Annotated in this window: 14 protein-coding genes; 4 read left to right on the plus strand and 10 right to left on the minus strand. The window is 40.9% G+C overall.

Features of this window, described 5'->3' with window-relative positions:
* Nucleotides 1-273: 273 nt before the first annotated feature.
* From F9817_RS14000 to F9817_RS14020, 5 genes are all read right to left on the minus strand, one after another.
* Nucleotides 274-1,494 (minus strand): phosphoribosyltransferase family protein, encoded by a 1,221-nt coding sequence (locus F9817_RS14000; protein ID WP_161156577.1) that lies wholly within the window; start codon nt 1,492-1,494, stop codon nt 274-276.
* Between the two features lie 383 nt (nt 1,495-1,877).
* On the minus strand, nt 1,878-2,600 hold the full coding sequence (locus F9817_RS14005; RefSeq protein ID WP_161156578.1) for an ATP-binding cassette domain-containing protein: 723 nt from the start codon (nt 2,598-2,600) through the stop codon (nt 1,878-1,880).
* Entirely contained in the window at nt 2,587-3,351 is a 765-nt protein-coding gene (locus F9817_RS14010) for an amino acid ABC transporter permease (RefSeq protein WP_161156580.1), read from the minus strand. Before F9817_RS14010 ends, F9817_RS14005 begins: the two co-directional genes overlap by 14 nt.
* Nucleotides 3,352-3,422: 71 nt before the next feature.
* Nucleotides 3,423-4,184: a basic amino acid ABC transporter substrate-binding protein gene (locus F9817_RS14015; RefSeq protein WP_161156582.1), complete on the minus strand. Its 762-nt coding sequence runs from the start codon at nt 4,182-4,184 to the stop codon at nt 3,423-3,425.
* A 192-nt stretch (nt 4,185-4,376) separates the two neighbouring features.
* Nucleotides 4,377-5,246 (minus strand): LysR family transcriptional regulator, encoded by an 870-nt coding sequence (locus F9817_RS14020; RefSeq protein ID WP_161156584.1) that lies wholly within the window; start codon nt 5,244-5,246, stop codon nt 4,377-4,379.
* Between the two features lie 134 nt (nt 5,247-5,380).
* Between F9817_RS14020 and F9817_RS14025 the strand changes: the two genes are divergently transcribed.
* Nucleotides 5,381-6,613: an MFS transporter gene (locus F9817_RS14025; RefSeq protein WP_161156586.1), complete on the plus strand. Its 1,233-nt coding sequence runs from the start codon at nt 5,381-5,383 to the stop codon at nt 6,611-6,613.
* A 281-nt stretch (nt 6,614-6,894) separates the two neighbouring features.
* Complete coding sequence (locus F9817_RS14030; protein WP_202436464.1) at nt 6,895-7,779, plus strand: MBL fold metallo-hydrolase; 885 nt, start codon at nt 6,895-6,897, stop codon at nt 7,777-7,779.
* Between the two features lie 60 nt (nt 7,780-7,839).
* Here the strand turns inward: F9817_RS14030 and F9817_RS14035 are convergent, their stop codons facing one another.
* Entirely contained in the window at nt 7,840-8,499 is a 660-nt protein-coding gene (locus F9817_RS14035; RefSeq protein ID WP_237476258.1) for an AraC family transcriptional regulator, read from the minus strand.
* 393 nt (nt 8,500-8,892) lie between these two features.
* Here F9817_RS14035 and F9817_RS14040 point away from each other — a divergent pair, with 393 nt between their 5' ends.
* Nucleotides 8,893-11,007, plus strand: coding sequence for a TonB-dependent siderophore receptor (locus F9817_RS14040; RefSeq protein WP_161156588.1), 2,115 nt, complete (start codon nt 8,893-8,895; stop codon nt 11,005-11,007).
* 379 nt (nt 11,008-11,386) lie between these two features.
* Entirely contained in the window at nt 11,387-13,072 is a 1,686-nt protein-coding gene (locus F9817_RS14045; protein WP_161156590.1) for a sensor domain-containing diguanylate cyclase, read from the plus strand.
* Between the two features lie 93 nt (nt 13,073-13,165).
* Here F9817_RS14045 and F9817_RS14050 read toward each other — a convergent pair whose 3' ends face one another.
* The 4 genes from F9817_RS14050 to F9817_RS14065 form a co-directional block, all read right to left on the minus strand.
* Nucleotides 13,166-13,555, minus strand: a complete 390-nt coding sequence (locus F9817_RS14050; protein WP_161156592.1) for a hypothetical protein — start codon at nt 13,553-13,555, stop codon at nt 13,166-13,168.
* Between the two features lie 224 nt (nt 13,556-13,779).
* Complete coding sequence (locus F9817_RS14055) at nt 13,780-14,127, minus strand: DOPA 4,5-dioxygenase family protein (RefSeq protein ID WP_161156594.1); 348 nt, start codon at nt 14,125-14,127, stop codon at nt 13,780-13,782.
* 236 nt (nt 14,128-14,363) lie between these two features.
* Nucleotides 14,364-16,328, minus strand: a complete 1,965-nt coding sequence (locus F9817_RS14060) for a methyl-accepting chemotaxis protein (protein WP_161156596.1) — start codon at nt 16,326-16,328, stop codon at nt 14,364-14,366.
* 128 nt (nt 16,329-16,456) lie between these two features.
* The coding region (locus F9817_RS14065) for a transposase (RefSeq protein WP_161156598.1) at nt 16,457-17,123 on the minus strand (667 nt) is incomplete at its 5' end.

Here is a 17,123-nt window from a genome sequence, read left to right on the forward strand (position 1 = left end):
GTATTCACGCAAAATAGTTTGTAGTGCTTGTACAATTAACAGGGACACACACCCTTAATTATTCTTGTGTCAAAAGTGCTAACCTTAAAAACTTTATCGGCAAAGTCACTTAAAGCCAATCCATAGATGAAAGAGGTTATTGATATCGTTGAGGTTGTGGTGTTTTGAGCAGAAAGATGATTGTAGGTATTGTTCGATAAGTCATTTGATTTCATGGCACAAAAAACCGTCTCGTTCAGAACGTAGACGGCTTTTTATGTACTTTAAGTCGCTTTATTGGCGGCTTTTATTAAGGTCGTGTAGTTCTTCACTAGACCAGATTTTGCGTCTAAAGCGAGGGTTTTTAGACGACATATCAATCTTGTAAGGGTTTGCTTCTTTCGTTTGTGGTAAATCCAAAATATTGCAAAGCTCTTGAGATAGCCATTTTTCCACTTTTAAAACAACCATTTTTTTACGTAGACGACCTTGTTCATCTCGGTTCAAAATGGTTGGTAACGTGTTCAGTGTTAAGATCTCTCCTAATGCAGGATGAGCCATACGATCACGGCCTTCGACGCTCGCATAGAAGTGCGATACAGCAAACACAATGCGCTCGGGATTAATTTGCTTCAAGAATTTACAAGATTTAATGATTGTAGATCCGGTACGAACCATGTCATCAAACAGAACGATGCTGGCGTTTTCCAAACCTTCAAATGTGTCTTCACTTTCTTTGTGAAGAGTGATTTCAACTTTACGTTCGGCAGTCCGTTCTTTATCCAACATGATGAACTTAGCTTTATTTAAACCAAGCGTGTCGTACATTTTTTTAACGAAGTCTCGGGCTCCTTTATCTGGTGCGCAAAGCACTAGGCCTTCCCCTTCCTCTCCGCAGTTTAGGATGTCGGAGTTGAGTAAGTAATGCGCATAGATTTCGTAAGGAATCAGGTTATGAAAGTTACCTTCAAAAACGTCAGTGAAGATCTTCTGAACGGAGTCTGAGTGGTTATGAATGGTCATGACAGTGTCCACACCCGACAGCTTTAACATTTGCGCGTATAGCTTAGCGGTAAATGGTTGACCATCAAATTTCTTAATGTCTTTGATGTCACGTTCGAAGCTGGTTTCACCTAATTCATTGTGTGCGCCCCGATCCTGTGCGCTGTAAAATAAATCGGGTTCTACCAATACGACGCGTTCGGCGCCGTTTTCTTTTGCAGCACGCGCAATAATGAAGTTAGCCATGGCTAATTCTTGACGGCTTTGAATACGGCTCGTTGTACTAACGATGACGACCACCTTACCGTTAAGCTGACGACCGATATTGTCGAAATCGGCTTCGTCCGAGATGAAGCGTGGGCAAAACTCGGAATTCATAAATTGCTTCATACTGATGATATCAGCGATGTCTTCATGCTGTCCCATGGCATAAGCGATATCAATAGCAAACGGATTATCAGAAGAGTTACTTACAACAACGACGTTGGGTGACGGGCTGGTCGACAAAGTCATGGATGGTCCTTACGAGGAAACTGAGTTTTGCGCGTAGTTTACACGCCTCAACTAAGAAAATCCTCATTGAGTTGCACTATAATTTCGTCAATAGATGATTTTTTCTATGTAATACCAGAAATAAACAAAATAAACAGGACACACGCCATTTCAATCACAGAGGCTTGGAATTTTGGCATTAAGTCGGCGTTGGTGATTATTGTATAACGGCTGACTTCAGCTTTATGGCCACTAATGTTAGTGAACCATGTCATGATGTTTGTTCAAAATTAAAAATCCGATATGGGCTACCCATACCGGATTTTTATGTTTTATATCTTAGTCAAAATTAGAATCATTTCTTAATGAATACCAATATCACAGCGACCGTTATTGTGGTGTTTTTATAGTACCTTACTTAAAAATTCTGCGGTGCGAGGGTTTGTAGGTGTGGTGAAAATTTGTTCTGGTGTTCCCACTTCTTGAAACTGGCCTTTATCGATAAAAATAATTCGGTCTGCGACTTCACGAGCAAAAGCCATTTCGTGAGTTACGATCACCATGGTCATACCTTCATTAGCCAGTTGTTTCATCACTTCTAAAACTTCACCCACTAATTCTGGGTCGAGCGCCGATGTGGGTTCGTCAAAAAGAATAACAGAAGGGTCCATTGCTAATGCTCGGGCAATGGCGACGCGTTGTTGTTGGCCGCCCGATAAGGTAGAGGGCCATGCATTGGCTTTGTCTTTTAAGCCTACTTTGTCTAATAATTTGAGCGCTTTTTCTTGGGCTTCTGTTTTGTCTTGCTTCAGTACATCGACCGGAGCCATCGTGAGGTTGTCCAAAACGGTCATATGTGGAAATAGGTTAAACTTCTGAAAAACCATTCCTACATGAGTGCGCATGGCATTTAAATTAGTTTGGCGTTCATGCAACGCGTGGTCATTTATCCAAACCTTCCCTCCTTGAAAATCTTCTAAGGCATTTAAGCAACGAAGAAACGTGCTTTTACCTGAACCGGAAGGTCCAATAATACAGACAACTTCTTGTTCGTTAATCTCACAAGTAACATTATCTAAGACGGTATACGAGCCAAAGGCTTTACTCAGATTCTTAACGTTGATCACTTTGGCTACTCCTTTGTTCTAGATATTGTACAAAGAGCGATAGTAAAAAGGTAAATACCCAGTAAATTACGCTGATGGTTAAGTAAGGTTCCCAGTAACTAGCGTAAGCGCCTGAAGCTGTGCGAGCGGCATACGCAAGATCGGCCAGACCGATTGCTGAGGCAAGTGAGGAGTCTTTTACGATTGCAATCGCGTTATTGCCTAGTGGTGGCAACATGCGTTGAAAAGCTTGCGGTAAAATAACTCTGTACATAGAGCGAAGGTAACTCATTCCTAATGAGCGAGACGCTTCCATTTGGCCGTTATCAATGGATTGAATGCCTGCTCGAAAAATCTCTGATACATAGGCGCCTGAATTCAGTGTAATGGCGACAATACAGGAAAGAAATGCGCCGTAGTTCGATCGTAACTCACGAGCAAAATCTGAACTCATGATGCCATGAACGACAAAAAGCCCGTCTCGAGGGTTAGTTAATAGGGGAATTAAGGCAAAGTGAACAACCATAATTTGGACAAATAACGGTGTGCCACGAAAAGCACTGATATAAATGCGAACTGGCCATTGAATGCCGTAATGTAGGATGTATTTCCATGGTCCGTGCGGAGCTTCTGCAAGTCGGCCTAACCCTAGGATGAGACCCCATAACGTCCCGGTGATAACGCAAATAATCGTGCATTCTAAAGTGGTTTGGGCTCCACTCATAAAGAGTGGCCAATATTCTTGTATGATATCCCAATGGAATCCGTTCATAGTATTTCCTGGAGTACAGCTAAAAAAGCGAGCATAGATACTCGCTTTCGGTATAAATATAAAAAGTGAAATTATTGAGCAGGAAGAGTTGGAACGTCAGTATCAAACCAAGTTTGGTAGATTTTCGCATAGGTTCCATCTGCAATAATGTCTTTCAAACCAGTGTTTATTTTGCCCAGAAGTTTATCGTTGCCTTTTGCTACAGCTATACCAAAATACTGTGGTTTGAAATGTTCATCGTAGACTAGCTTAAAGTCTTTTTCTGGGTGAGTTTTGATGTAGTATTTCACGACACCTACATCGCCAATGGCAGAACTCAATCCTTCTTCATACAACTCTTGCAACATGAGAGGTGTATTATCAAAACGTTTGATAGCTGTGCTGTTAATGCCTAATACTTTAGAAGCAATGACATCGGCAGTACTTGAGTTAACCACGCCGACGTTCTCATTTTTTAGCTCGGAAAGGGCATGTACTTTTGATGATTTAGGTACAACAATCGCTTGTTCTGCAGGGAAGTATGGGTTTGAAAAATCGACAATTCGTTTGCGTTTATCGGTAATCGTGATACCAGAAACAAGAATATCGCGGTCACCTGAATTTAAAGTGGCAAAGATGCCTTCCCAAGGGGTATTAACGAGTTTGATATCGAAATGCTCTTTCTTCGCAATTGCTTTGATGATGTCTATATCAAAACCTTTCAGTTCTTTACTTGGTGTCTCGTATTCAAATGGGCGATAAGTACCTCCCGCACCTACAACATATGTCTCTGCATTAACGAAATAAGGAGCCATGCCAACAGCAATGCATAGAATGCCCAATAATTTTTTCATTGTTATAAATCCTTTTAAGAGGGGGTGTGAATAAAAGTATCATTTTATTGCATTAATAATCAATCCATATTCGATAGTTATCCCCTTATTTTTCAAGAGTATAAAAGCGCCTTAGAATAAAACAAACACGACACACACCATTAAAACGGGTGAAAGAGAACCCCTAGAACCTTCATTCAGACTTTTTTCTACTTAGACTGCTTTTAAAACGTGTTTGATAAACATGTCAATGACGGGAGGAACGGGCGTCGTTTGGCAGCGTAGAATGTGCATGGTATGAGAGGCAATCGTGAAATTAGGCAAGATCTGAATTAGGCGGCCAGTTTGAATATCTCTATCGAGCATCACTTCAGAATTAAGCACAATCCCCGCACCGCTTAATGCGGCTTGCCGTATTGATTCGCCAGTATTACATAGTAGTGTTGGAGTGATTTCTAGCTGGTGGGTTTCATTAGCGTTTTTTAATGTCCAATACTTATTGGAACGCCATTGAGAAAAGCTAATACAATTATGCTGCAATAAATCCTGAGGATTTTCTGGTATCGGATGGCTTTCTAAGTATTCTGGTGATGCGGCAAGTAGCATTCTATACGGTGGTAGAGGTAACGCTACTACGCCTTCATCAACCACATCACCAATACGGATTGCAATTTGATAGTTATCCTCAACGAGATCAACCCGATGATCCGACAAATTCATTTCAATACTCACTGCCGGATATTGTTTTATAAAATCCGCCACGATGGGCGCTAATATACGATTCCCATAGGCGATGGGCGCACTTAGCCTTAGATGGCCAACCACTGAATCGTTGAGTTGATGTACCGCTTTTTTGGCTTGTTCCGCGGTAGCTAGCAGTTGAGTGCAATATCGATAATAACATTCACCTGCGGCCGTTAAGCCTTGTTTTCGGGTGGTTCGGTTAATTAACTTACAATCTAAATAGGCTTCAAGCTCACGGATTTGTCGACTTAACATACTCGGCGTGATATCGAGCTCTTTCGCCGCATTAGTAAAATTGCCTTTTTCTACAGTAAGAGCAAATGCGCTGACTGATTTCATGAAGTTCATTTTGTTATCCCAATGGCTATTGGATTGTGAACATAATGTACTAAGTCTTTGTCGGTAACCAGTATTTATTCATATTATTTGCCTGCTTAATATTTCGAAAACATTAAGTGGATATGAAAATAATTATGAGCCTCAATATTTCAATTCTGAAAAATTCCAAATTTAGCGTTTTCTTTATATCAGATATCTTGTCTGGTTTTGGTGTTGGGATGGCAACGCTAAGTGCCAATTGGTATGTACTTATGAAGACTGGCGAGTCATCCAGTGTCGGAACATTACTCGCAGTGAATGTGATCGCAGGTTTTATCACAACCATTATCTTGGGGGGAGTAGTAGATCGAATACCGCGTAAGACCTTGATATTTTGGACACACCTATTAAGAGCTATCGGGTTTATTGGCATATTTTTTCTATTGCATTTTTACGGTTTTCATCTCTTTGTGCTCTATGCCTTTTCTGCTATCAACGGCATAGGTTGGACTCTTTATATCGCGTCATCGCGAAGTCTTTTGCAAGAAATACTTGATGAAAACAGCTATGTTCAGGGCAATTCTCTATTAGAAGTGAGTTTGCAAGTAGGGATGTTTTTAGCCGCTGGAGCTGCAGGGGTTTTATACAACTATTGTAGTTTCGCTGGGATTTTATTAATCATTACAGCAATGTTCATTGCAAGTGCCGTTGCCATTATTTTTCTTAATCACCAATCGCAAATTTTTATCGATAAAAAAGAAGATTATTTATCTTCATTGCAGGGAGGCGTTCAATTTCTATCACGGAATAAAATTATTTTTTTGTTAGGTATTATTTCTATTGTGCCTCTTATAGTCACAATGATGTACAACGTTGTATTACCTGAATATGTGAATAATACATTACGAAAAGGTAGTGTTACTTTTGGTCTCGCTGATATGTCCTATGGGATAGGAGGACTAGTGTCAGGCGTTCTTATCTCATTGTTTAGTCGCAAATTAAAATCAGAAAAACTCATCGGGTTGTTATTCTTAATCGCTGCTGTGAATTTGCTATGTCTAAGCCATAACACAGTGACGTTCAACCTTTATCTATGTAGTTTGGTTTTGGGCATTTCTAACTCGTCATTACGCATTTTAATTGGCGCGATATTAATGAAATTGGTGTCTAAGCAATATATGGGGCGAATGATGTCGGTCATACTCGGGATATCGCTCATTTTTCAATGTGGGCTTTCTTTATCTATAGGTGCTTATATCGATCACAAAGGATCGACGTTCGGCTTAGTTATTATGGGGATGGTTATGCTAGTAGGTTTCATTTTGTACTGTTTTGAACAAATAGCGATAAAGCGCATCTGCAATCCGTTAATTCAAAAGAATGAATAATTGAAACGCCATACAAAGTAATGGGGGGATATCCAATTATGCTTGATTTTATGGCCTTGGTTTGCATCAATTTGCATAAATATTTTGGATTGTACCTCATAGTTAGTGACTTAACTCCTGCGTTGAAATAGGCAATTTACCCCCTCTCTGTTATACCTAACTTTCGATACAAATTAAAAATCTGTATCACTGAACTCTACATATTTCAGTACATTACTTTATCTAAAAGTAATGATAACGGCTGGTTAAGCGGTTTGGTTTCATTGGAGAAGGATGGGTTTATGCGTTTTATTCAGGTATTAATAGTGGCATGTATTAGTGCAATGATGGCTTTCCCTTCTGTTGCTGCGGAAGGGCAATCTCGTTATACCATTGAACAGATGAAAGGTAATGTCTATCGTTTTACTGCCGGACATTATCGCTCAGTGTTTATGGTGACTAAACAAGGTATTTTGGTGACTGATCCGATTAATCCCAGTGCTGCATCTTGGTTAAAACAAGAGCTCAAAAAGCGCTATCACTTACCCATTCGTTACATGATATACAGCCATAATCATGTCGATCATTCCCTTGGCGGAGATAAGCTCGCAGATGCTGATACCATTGTCGTAGGGCAGGAGTTAGCTGCAGAAGATATGAAATTCACACAATTACCAACACGGTTGCCTGATGTCACTTTTGGGGATCATCTACATATCAAACTTGGCGATAGTGATGTTGAGTTGAAATATTATGGGGTGAATAATGGTCGTGGCAACGTGAGTATGCATTTTATGCCAGCAAATGTCATGTTTGTCGTCGATTGGGTTGTACTTGGGCGGATGCCTTATAAAGATCTACAAGGTTACGATATTCAGGGAATGATAGATTCAACCGAGGCGTTACTCAATGGCCCCAAATTTGATCTGTTAGTCGGGGGCCATGCAGAGGCCGGTGATAGAAAAGATGTGGAACATTATCTAGGGTATCTTAAAGCGCTTTATGCCAAAGTCCGTGATGGCATGTTAGCAGGAAAGGATCTGAAAACCTTACAAAAAGAAATAACGTTGCCTGAATATTCCAACCTCAAGATGTACAAACAGTGGTTACCAGAAAATATTGCAGGCGTTTACCGTACTCTAATCGACCAGTCCTACTTTAATTTCCGACCTGATATTCATCAGTAAGTCATTTTAGGCAGGGTTGAGCTAGTGGTATCGACTAGCTCGCAACTTCCTCTCACGGCTCTAAATCATCTTCGCTTGAAATTTACCGGGTGTTTCACCAAAGCGTTGGCGAAACGCTTCTATATACGCACTGACATTGGTGTAACCGCTTTGCGCTGCGACTTCGTTGATACTCAGCCCTTTTTCGATAAGAGCAAGCGAGGTAATAATTTTTGATTGTTGACGCCATTGGCTGAACGTTATGCCGGTTTGCTTAATGAAAATACGGCTGAGAGTGCGTACGCTCACCCCCCAATGACTTGCCAGTTGCTCTTGGGATAAATGGCTAGATGGCGATTTTAGCAATTCATCTGCAATATTTCTTGCGCGGCGATCGATGGGAAGGGGGAGCCCTAACGGGAGCTCTTGTAATCTGGCGACTTCGAACGCTAACAGAGCGACCAGATGTGATATATAGCTGTCTGGATAGCTTGAATTACCGCATTCGATTGCGCGTTGCAACAGGGTATCAAGAAAACCATTCATGCAATACACGCCTGGCTCTGCTGGGAAACCTTGCGCTGAGGAATAATCAAGGTTTAGAACATGCACTTGGACTGCCGTGAAAATTTTCACTTTATGATTGCAATCCTTGGGTGTCCACCCAACTGAACCTGGGGTCACAGACCACTGGGCTTTTCCCGTTTCAACATTGATAATGCCGTTTTCTAACCAATACAATTGCCCCCATTGGTGTTCATGCCAAGGAGTTTCGTAGGTTTCTGTCAGTTTAAATGACTCGATATCGATAATGATGGCCGAATATCCGTATTAAATGTCAATATACCGATAATAGTATCATGAACTAATCATGTACATTGCACTTGTTTAGAAATGAAAATGAGAACGATATGCATCTACATGTTTTTGCAGTGGTGTTGAGTAACCAATATCAATATTCAATGAACTCATTTTATCTATCTTCTAGTTCGTTACATCATTTCTGAATCATGAGTTTAACGTGATTTTAAGCCGTGTTGCTACTTATAACACGGCTGGTAACAATCCAAGCTCTACTTGCTCTTCCTGTCGATATTAAAAATAGAGAATTAGAAAAACTATAGGACAATCAGAATGAAAATCTTGTCAATTAGACGCCTTACCCTTGGTGTTATGATTGCTTCACCGGTACTTTCTGTATGGGCCCAAGATACAGGCCTACCGACAAAAAATACATCTACAGAAACGATTACTGTGGTGGGCAGTGATACACAATCTACACCAGTTTCAGGCGGAACAGGCATGGCTTTGTCGCCTGAGGAAACCCCACAATCTGTCAGCGTGGTTGATACTTATACCATGCAAGATTGGAACATGGATTCGATCAATGATGTGTTGGATAGCGTGATTGGTATTTCGGCTAAGCATGATGATGATGTTCGTACTGAATATCAATCTCGCGGTTTTGATATTAATAACATTCAGATTGATGGCACTCCTTATACGTGGGGAGATGTGGGCAATAGTTCGGGTGAAGCGTTGGCGGATATGTCCATTTATGATCGAGTAGAGGTCGTTCGTGGCGCAACGGGATTAACCACTGGAGTCGGTGATCCATCTGCTTCGATTAACTTGGTGCGTAAACATGCCGATAGTGACACGTTAAAAGGTAACGTGGAAGCAACCATAGGCAGTTGGGATCATCATGCTGTGACGGCTGATGTGCAAAACTCATTAAGTGATGATGGTTCGCTGCGCGGACGTATTGTTACTAAATACAGTGAGAAAAACTCTTACGTTGATCTTTACAGCTCAAAACGCAAAGTACTTTATGGCGTAATAGAAAAGGACATTAACAGCGACACGTTATTACGCGTCGGCGGTAACTACCAGAGCGATGATATCGACGGGGCGTCATGGGGTGGGTTGCCGGGTGCCTATTCAAATGGTACTGAGACTCACTTTGCTCGTTCAAAAACGACTGCTGCAGATTGGAGTTATTGGAATACAGAAAACAAGGGCGCTTTTGTCGATTTTGAACATACGTTAAGTAATGGCTGGCAATGGAAGACTAACTACAGTTATGCAAAATATAACAAAAAGGATGAGCTTCTTTATTTGAGTACATTAGACGCTAGCGATGATTCCATTTCAGCCTATCCTGAAAAAGATCATAGTAACAGTGAGCAGAACAGCATCAGTACTCAGCTGACTGGTCAATATCTTGTATTAGGACGTGCGCATGATTTTACGGTTGGTTTAACCTATACCCGCCAAAAAGTCAGATCCTATGAGATATACGCGGATAATTACTCGGATATGGTAAACAATTTTTCGAGTTGGAATAATCATTATAGTGAACCAACATGGTCATCTAGTGCTTATTTAGCAGAAGAATTAAAAACCGAACAGCAGGGGATGTTTGCCTCAACACGTTTAAATATCCGCGATGACTTCAAGCTTATTCTTGGTGGACGTGTTGCGAACTGGAAACGAGAAGGTCAAAGCTACGAGGTTGATGCAACACACTCTGATAATGGCATTTTTATGCCTTATGCCGGTGCGCTCTATGATTGGAATGAAAACACGCGTCTCTATGCAAGTTATGCAACCATTTACGAGCCACAAGACGCGCAAAAAAGTAACGGTGAGTTCTTAGGTCCTGTCGAAGGTGATACTTATGAAGTCGGGATGAAGAATCATTATTTCGACAATAGATTACGATTATCACTTGCGCTATTCCAGACTGAGGAAGATAACCTTGCGCAAGACGATCCCACGGGGGCTACAATAGTTAATTCTCAAAATACCGCACAAGTTGCCGCTGATGGGGTAACGAGTAAAGGTTTTGAAGTACAACTGGTGGGACAACCGCTAGAAGGTCTTGATGTGAATTTAGGCTATACGCAGTTCAAAGCAGAAGACAAAGATGGCGAAGCCGTCAATACGGATTTTGCTCGCAAGCAGTTGAAACTGATGAGTAGCTATCAGTTTATGCAGTGGTTACCTCAATTGACGATGGGCGTATCACTACGTTGGCAAAATAAAACGTATGCCGGTGATGTTAGCCAATCCGCTTACAGCCTGGTGGATATGATGGCGAAGTATCAAGTGAGTGATAATGTGGTGGTAAATCTTACCCTCAATAATCTGTTCGATAAAAAATACTATAACTATCTAGATTCAGATAACGAAGTTCATTATGGCGAACCACTGAGTGGCACTCTGTCAATGAACTATGTGTTTTAAGCAACGGTTTCTCTGTTTTATTTAGTGAAATGATCATTGTCTAACGTAGTCGCTTGCTATTGTTAAAGGTGGCTACGTTTGCATACCTAATGATTCGCATAATCAATGTGACATTTTTTTACTTTTTCTTTCTTATTATCTGTATTGCACTGCAAGCTCGTTAAACATGATATTACTGAAAGTGATACTGTGTCATAGTTAAGACTCTCAATAATTCTTAGTTCTCCCCAAGCAAGAAATGGGAGACGTTATGACCTTGTCCTTTATACTCGTTAGCTTGCTTTTTGTGTCTGCTTTGTCGTAAGGCGCAGGGAATGAACTAAAGTAATACCTGTAGGACTTTAGTTAGGGTCAATGATATGAGAGGGTTTTGGTCATAATGATTCGTTATGTTGCACTATTATTGGCTGTATTTTTTCCATTTTTTCCCGTATTTGCCCATCCCATTATTGAAAGTAACAATGCTCGTATAGACATTAGTTCAATGGATTATTTTCAGGAGCAGCCTAACAGTCCATTATCCTTGCTTGAGGCAAAAAAGCGCTTTCAAAATGATGAGGCAATAAGCGCTAAAACCCGCTCGTTGACATTCGGTATTAGCAATAAAGCAACATGGATACGTTTGTCAGTATATAACGATACGATGCAAACCGTGCAACGAAGACTAAGAGCGGGGCAAATTTGGGTCGAAAAACTCGATGTTTATCTTGTTCACAATGGAGAAGTGTTATCTCATTGGCTCACTGGTGATGGGCAACATGCAAACCACCATTTATTGCCAGATATTGGCTATGTATTTAACGTTCAGCTTCCCCCTGGAGAGAGCAGTATTTATATTCGTGGTTATTCTCTCGATCCCTTAACCTTACCTATTCAGTTACAAGATTACTCAGTAGCGCAACTTTCTGATGTCATATCACATATGATATCTGGGGGGTTGTATGGCGTGCTATTAACCTTAATTGGTTATAACGTTGTGCTTTATCTGACGTTAAAACAAACCGTGTCACTCTATTACTGTTTGTACATTAGCTGCTTTATTATCATGAACTTGGGTTATAGCGGATATGCATTTGCGTGGGTGTATCCTCATTATCCATTACTACAAAATTATGCCACGCTCTTTTTCATGGTGTTTCATGGCGTGTGTGGCCTGCTATTTGTATCTTGTTTCCTCAACTTGCCAACACGAATGCCAAAAGCAAACCGTGTGCTTAAAATCTACAGTATTATTGCTGTGGTGGCTTCGCTAGTGTTGTGTGTGACGCAACAGCATCTTTGGGGATCATTTTTATCTTTTTCATTTTTGGCTATTACCACACTGATGCTCATTGGTATTGGGATCGTTAATTTGGGGAAAACCGCTGATTCGATTTACTTTCTTGTTGCCGTAACTTTTAGCATGTTTGGCTTGTTTATTACCACTCTGTCTGTTTGGGGTATTATTCCTTACACCTATATTGGGTATAACAGTGCCGGTTATGGTGTGTTAATTGAAGCGTCGATTTTGGCTATTATTCTCGCTAATCGGTTAAAAGGGATTGAACAAGAAAGGATTACAGCAAATTATTTAGCCTCTTACGATCCGCTCACACTGTTACGTAATAGGCGTTCGTTTGTAGACGTTGGGCGTCAGCGGTTGCATAGCGATATGACAAGTCAATCACCAACGAGTTTTGTGATGATGGATATCGATCATTTTAAACGCATTAATGACACCTACGGCCATCATGTAGGAGATAAAGTATTGACGCATGTTGCGACCTTTTTGAAAGAGAATGTGCGTACACAAGATGTATTAGCAAGATGGGGTGGGGAGGAGATGGTGCTGTTGCTATCAGACATGGATAAAGATGATGCGTGCACATTTGCGGAATCTTTACGTGAGCGTATTCAAAACATGCCATTACATGTTGATGAAGAAGACATTGATATCACGATTAGCTTCGGTGTCGCTTGTACTCAAAGCCATAATAGAACGCTCGATGCACTCTATAAACAGGCTGATATTGCGTGTTATCAAGCGAAGAGCTTGGGGAGAAACCGAGTTGAAGCATACCGATAAAAGTGAGTTATTTACTATTATCCATGCCATCTAGAAGCATTGTTCTATAAATAAAACGCCGCGAGTTAATCGCGGCGTTTATACCCAAGTACTTTATTTAGCAGCTTGAGATTGATATTTTTTTAAGAGTTTGTTTAATGTTTTTGGGTCGCTTTCTTTTAGCTTATCTAAAATGCTTTCAGCATGCTGTTCGAGCCCATTGTGTTTTAGATCTTTGATTTTATTTATATTCTCTTGTAGTTGCTTAAATTTCTGAACCTCGGTCGAATTAGGTAGTTGTATTTGAGTGATGATTTCATAAAGTACATCACTAATTATGCCTATTTGGCGTCCGTATGAAGCACCGCTATTGAAGATGGCTTTTTCAATATCACCGTTACCATTTTCTTTTTTTATGGCGTTGAAAAAATATTCCGGTGAAAGATCTTGGTTCACACTGCCGCTTAATGGAAAGTTAAAGTTTGACGCAAACCATGGGTTCATAGATTACTCCTTGTTTAATATGAGTGAATATCACATCAAAAAGTCGTATATAGGGTGAGTTGATTTTCTCGATGAAATTCGACTGACCATAATTACTAAGATGGATTGGTTATGACTTCTATTCGGCTAAATCATAGCCTGAAAAATAAATAACAGTGTGAGATGAGAGACACTTTGCACTGTTAATTAATAAACCTTGGTAGGTGATGAGTCTGCTGAATGTTTTACTTTGTAAACACGGACAAATCCAACACCTTACTTTCGCCTAACCAGAATAGGTGCTCGGTATGATCTTTCAATTCGTTATCGGTTACGCCATGTACTAATACGGTAAGTCCATCTCGTTTACTTTCAAGCCACGGCATAATGGTGTTATAAATGGGGTGATTAAACGCGAGCTGACAACTCCAATGTGGGTGAGGTCCAACCTTTTTTTGGTGGACTCGGCCTACTTTTATATCGAACTCTTTTCCGGCTGATGTACATAATTCAGTCGCTTGAGCCAGTGTGTTCGCATCAAAGTAAATATGGGCGTGATAATGAGCGTAGTTGTTTGCTGGGAAAGTGGGCATGGTTTTTCTTATTTAAAAATGATGGCGTGGATTATGGCACAAACATCAGAAAAAAGTGAAACACACAAATGCGTTTCGATTTTTTCTTCAGATACATTCCGTAGCATTATCGACAAATAGAAGAAATTTTAATTAGTTTTTAGCAAGATAGAAATCCATTTAATTCTGTATTTCCGATCTGTGGCCTTAACAATATTTGTTAAGGCTTTTTTTTTATCTGCAAACAGCAATGTTAGCTACGCTACTTTAAATTGCCCTAATAACTGCTCCATTTTATTTCCTAATGTATTAAGCCGAGTTGCGGCATCTGCGGTTGCCACTGAGTCTTCTAGTGTTCTGGTAGAAATATCAGACATGGTAATCACGCTTTGACTGACGTCATTTGATGCAATGGCTTGCTGATTTGCTGCTTCAGATATTTGGCTAAACGCACTGTGGACGTGAGCCATGTAATCATCGATAGAGCGTAGCGCTTTACTAGCCGACGCCACTCGATCCGCGGTTTCATCTGAACTATTGCGGCTTTCAACCATGGCGCGGTTAGCAAGCTCTGATCGTTTTTGGAGTGTATCAATAATCTCTTTAATTTCTTCGGTTGAATCTTGAGTGCGTGAGGCGAGTGAGCGAACTTCATCGGCGACAACGGCGAAACCTCGGCCCTGTTCTCCGGCTCGCGCTGCTTCAATCGCAGCATTTAGAGCGAGTAAATTAGTTTGTTCGGCTATGCCTACAATCACATTCAGCACCGAACCGATTTTGTCACTGTCTTCTTTGAGTGTTTCAACAGTATGGCTCGCTTCGTTAATTTTTTGGGCAAGTACATGCGTAGATTCACTTGCGTTTAGTACGACTGAGTTTCCTTCATCGGAGGCGTTGACTGTGGATTGCACCAAATTTTCTGCTTCATTAGAGTTACTGCTAATCTCTTGTGCACTTACCGACATTTGTGTCATCGCCGATGCGGCCATTTCTGCTTGAGCTTGTTGTTCGGTGGCTTCTTTCTGGGTGATGATAGCGCGTTCAGAGAGTTCGCTAGAGGCGGTTAATGTCTCGTGAGACACCGAAATCAGCGTCTCAATGGTTTTCTTCATTTTATCGGCAAAGAGATTATAGTTAGTGGCTAACATACCTAATTCATCATGGCCTAAGACGGGAATACGTAGTGTCAGATCGCCGTCTCCTTTCGCGATGTCTTCTAATGCTTTGTTGGTCGCTTTAACTCTTGAAACATTTTTTCGGGAAATAATAATAGAAGCGATGCCGCCGAGTAAGATGGCAATCACCGAGACGGTTAACAGCAACTCGATGGACACTTGTGTGTCCGATTCTGCTTTGTCGGCAGCGTTTTTCATCTCAGCAGAGATAACATCACGTAGGCTACTGATATCATTAGCAATTTGTGGTCCGATAGTATCCAGATGTTTCACCCCTTTATTGCGAGCATATATATGGTCTGTTACCTGCTTAGCGACGGCGATATATTGGCTCAGTAATGTTTGTGCCTCTTTGGCCCACGAAAGTTGATAGGGATTGGTTAATGTTTTAATGAGATCGGTGATTTGCTGTTGGGATTGTAAGAACTCACTGTTGAAGCGGTTTACTTCTGTGTTCTCGTTATCGACGAGAAATTTAAACACATAGAGACGCCCACGTAACAAAGAGTTGCTCGCCAACCCCGAGTAATAGGTCGCATCCAAATTCTGTTCTTCTTTTGCGGCATGCATAATATTGGTTAGGAGTAATTCGATTTTAGGACCGATCACGTTGAGTCTTTTTGTGACCAGTCGGTTTCTTTCGTTCATATTCGTGACGACTTCGTTAGTAAATGTATCACGATATTCTGTTTGGTTTTTTACCAGTTGGGCGATCAACGTTTGTGCTTGAGGGGCGAGAATTTCTTTTTTAGCTGTCGGCATTAATTGATTAATCAGGCTGTCAGCGCCTTGATGGAACGTTTCAACGTATTGTTTTTGTCCTGTTTGGATATAGTTTTTCATCGCCAAACGTAATCGAAACAACTTATCTGTCATATCTGCCGCAAGTTGAGTGTCTGGTGCAAGCTCGAATGAGATACGAGACATATCTTCGGATAATCCTTTTAGCAACCGGCTACTGGTTAAGGTGATACCAATCAAGATCAGGATTAATAAAGCCGGCGCAAAGAGTGCCTTCTTACCCATAGAAATATTGTTGAAGTTCATCGGAGCCCTTAAGAATTTCTTTGTTAGCTATAAAATGAGCGGTGTTACCGTTCGTATGAGGATAAATATAGAAGTGAGAAGAACCGGTTGCATAACAACACGCCCTGAGATGGACAACAAGTAAAATTTTAGCCATTTAATGCGTAAGTGAGAAGTTGTGATCCCTTTGCTTTTAAAGACTCTAAATACTTAGTTTCGTCATACGGTGTACTGGTTTTCCAGCATCGAAAAGCAATTCTAATCCACTTAAAAGCGAGTGCTCTTATCGCTGTATTATGTGGTTTTCCTTTCTCGATTTGTTGCTGATAAAACGCTTTTGCCCAAAATGAAAAACGGACAGAAAGCCCAGCCCATTCGATAAACGTTTGTCTCAAGAATTTAGGGCAACAGTATCGCCAGTGAGTCCATGATTTTTTCCCACTGCGTTCAATCACAGGAGCAATACCGGCATATTTTTGTAGCTCAGCGGCATTATTGTATCGTTGTCTGTTAGTTCCAAATGCAACGAGTAATCTGGGGGCTAATTGAGGGCCAGCACCAGGGAAACTATCGAAAATAGCACGATCTTTTTGGGCTTTATAGCGTTGTTTTATGTCTTTATCAATGGCGGTAATAGCTCTGATGAGCAGGCGTAATTGTTCGATATAGATGATAACCATGAGCGTGTTTGGGGCAATAATGCCTTGGTCTTGAGTGAGCGTCACTGCCGATTTTATCTGTTCAACTCGACGCTGATTACGTTCTGGATAGTGGGCATTATGAGCGTTGAAAAACTTAAGTAAAGTGGATGGTCTC

Source organism: Vibrio eleionomae (assembly GCF_009874545.1).
Classification (GTDB): Bacteria; Pseudomonadota; Gammaproteobacteria; order Enterobacterales; family Vibrionaceae; genus Vibrio; species Vibrio nitrifigilis.

Coding starts and splice junctions, on each gene's coding strand:
- F9817_RS14000 (WP_161156577.1), bottom strand. CDS start 1,494: ATGACTTTGTCGACCAGCCCGTCACCCAACGTCGTTGTTGTAAGTAAC.
- F9817_RS14010 (WP_161156580.1), bottom strand. CDS start 3,351: ATGAACGGATTCCATTGGGATATCATACAAGAATATTGGCCACTCTTT.
- F9817_RS14015 (WP_161156582.1), bottom strand. CDS start 4,184: ATGAAAAAATTATTGGGCATTCTATGCATTGCTGTTGGCATGGCTCCT.
- F9817_RS14020 (WP_161156584.1), bottom strand. CDS start 5,246: ATGAAATCAGTCAGCGCATTTGCTCTTACTGTAGAAAAAGGCAATTTT.
- F9817_RS14025 (WP_161156586.1), top strand. CDS start 5,381: ATGAGCCTCAATATTTCAATTCTGAAAAATTCCAAATTTAGCGTTTTC.
- F9817_RS14030 (WP_202436464.1), top strand. CDS start 6,895: ATGCGTTTTATTCAGGTATTAATAGTGGCATGTATTAGTGCAATGATG.
- F9817_RS14040 (WP_161156588.1), top strand. CDS start 8,893: ATGAAAATCTTGTCAATTAGACGCCTTACCCTTGGTGTTATGATTGCT.
- F9817_RS14045 (WP_161156590.1), top strand. CDS start 11,387: ATGATTCGTTATGTTGCACTATTATTGGCTGTATTTTTTCCATTTTTT.
- F9817_RS14050 (WP_161156592.1), bottom strand. CDS start 13,555: ATGAACCCATGGTTTGCGTCAAACTTTAACTTTCCATTAAGCGGCAGT.
- F9817_RS14055 (WP_161156594.1), bottom strand. CDS start 14,127: ATGCCCACTTTCCCAGCAAACAACTACGCTCATTATCACGCCCATATT.
- F9817_RS14060 (WP_161156596.1), bottom strand. CDS start 16,328: ATGAACTTCAACAATATTTCTATGGGTAAGAAGGCACTCTTTGCGCCG.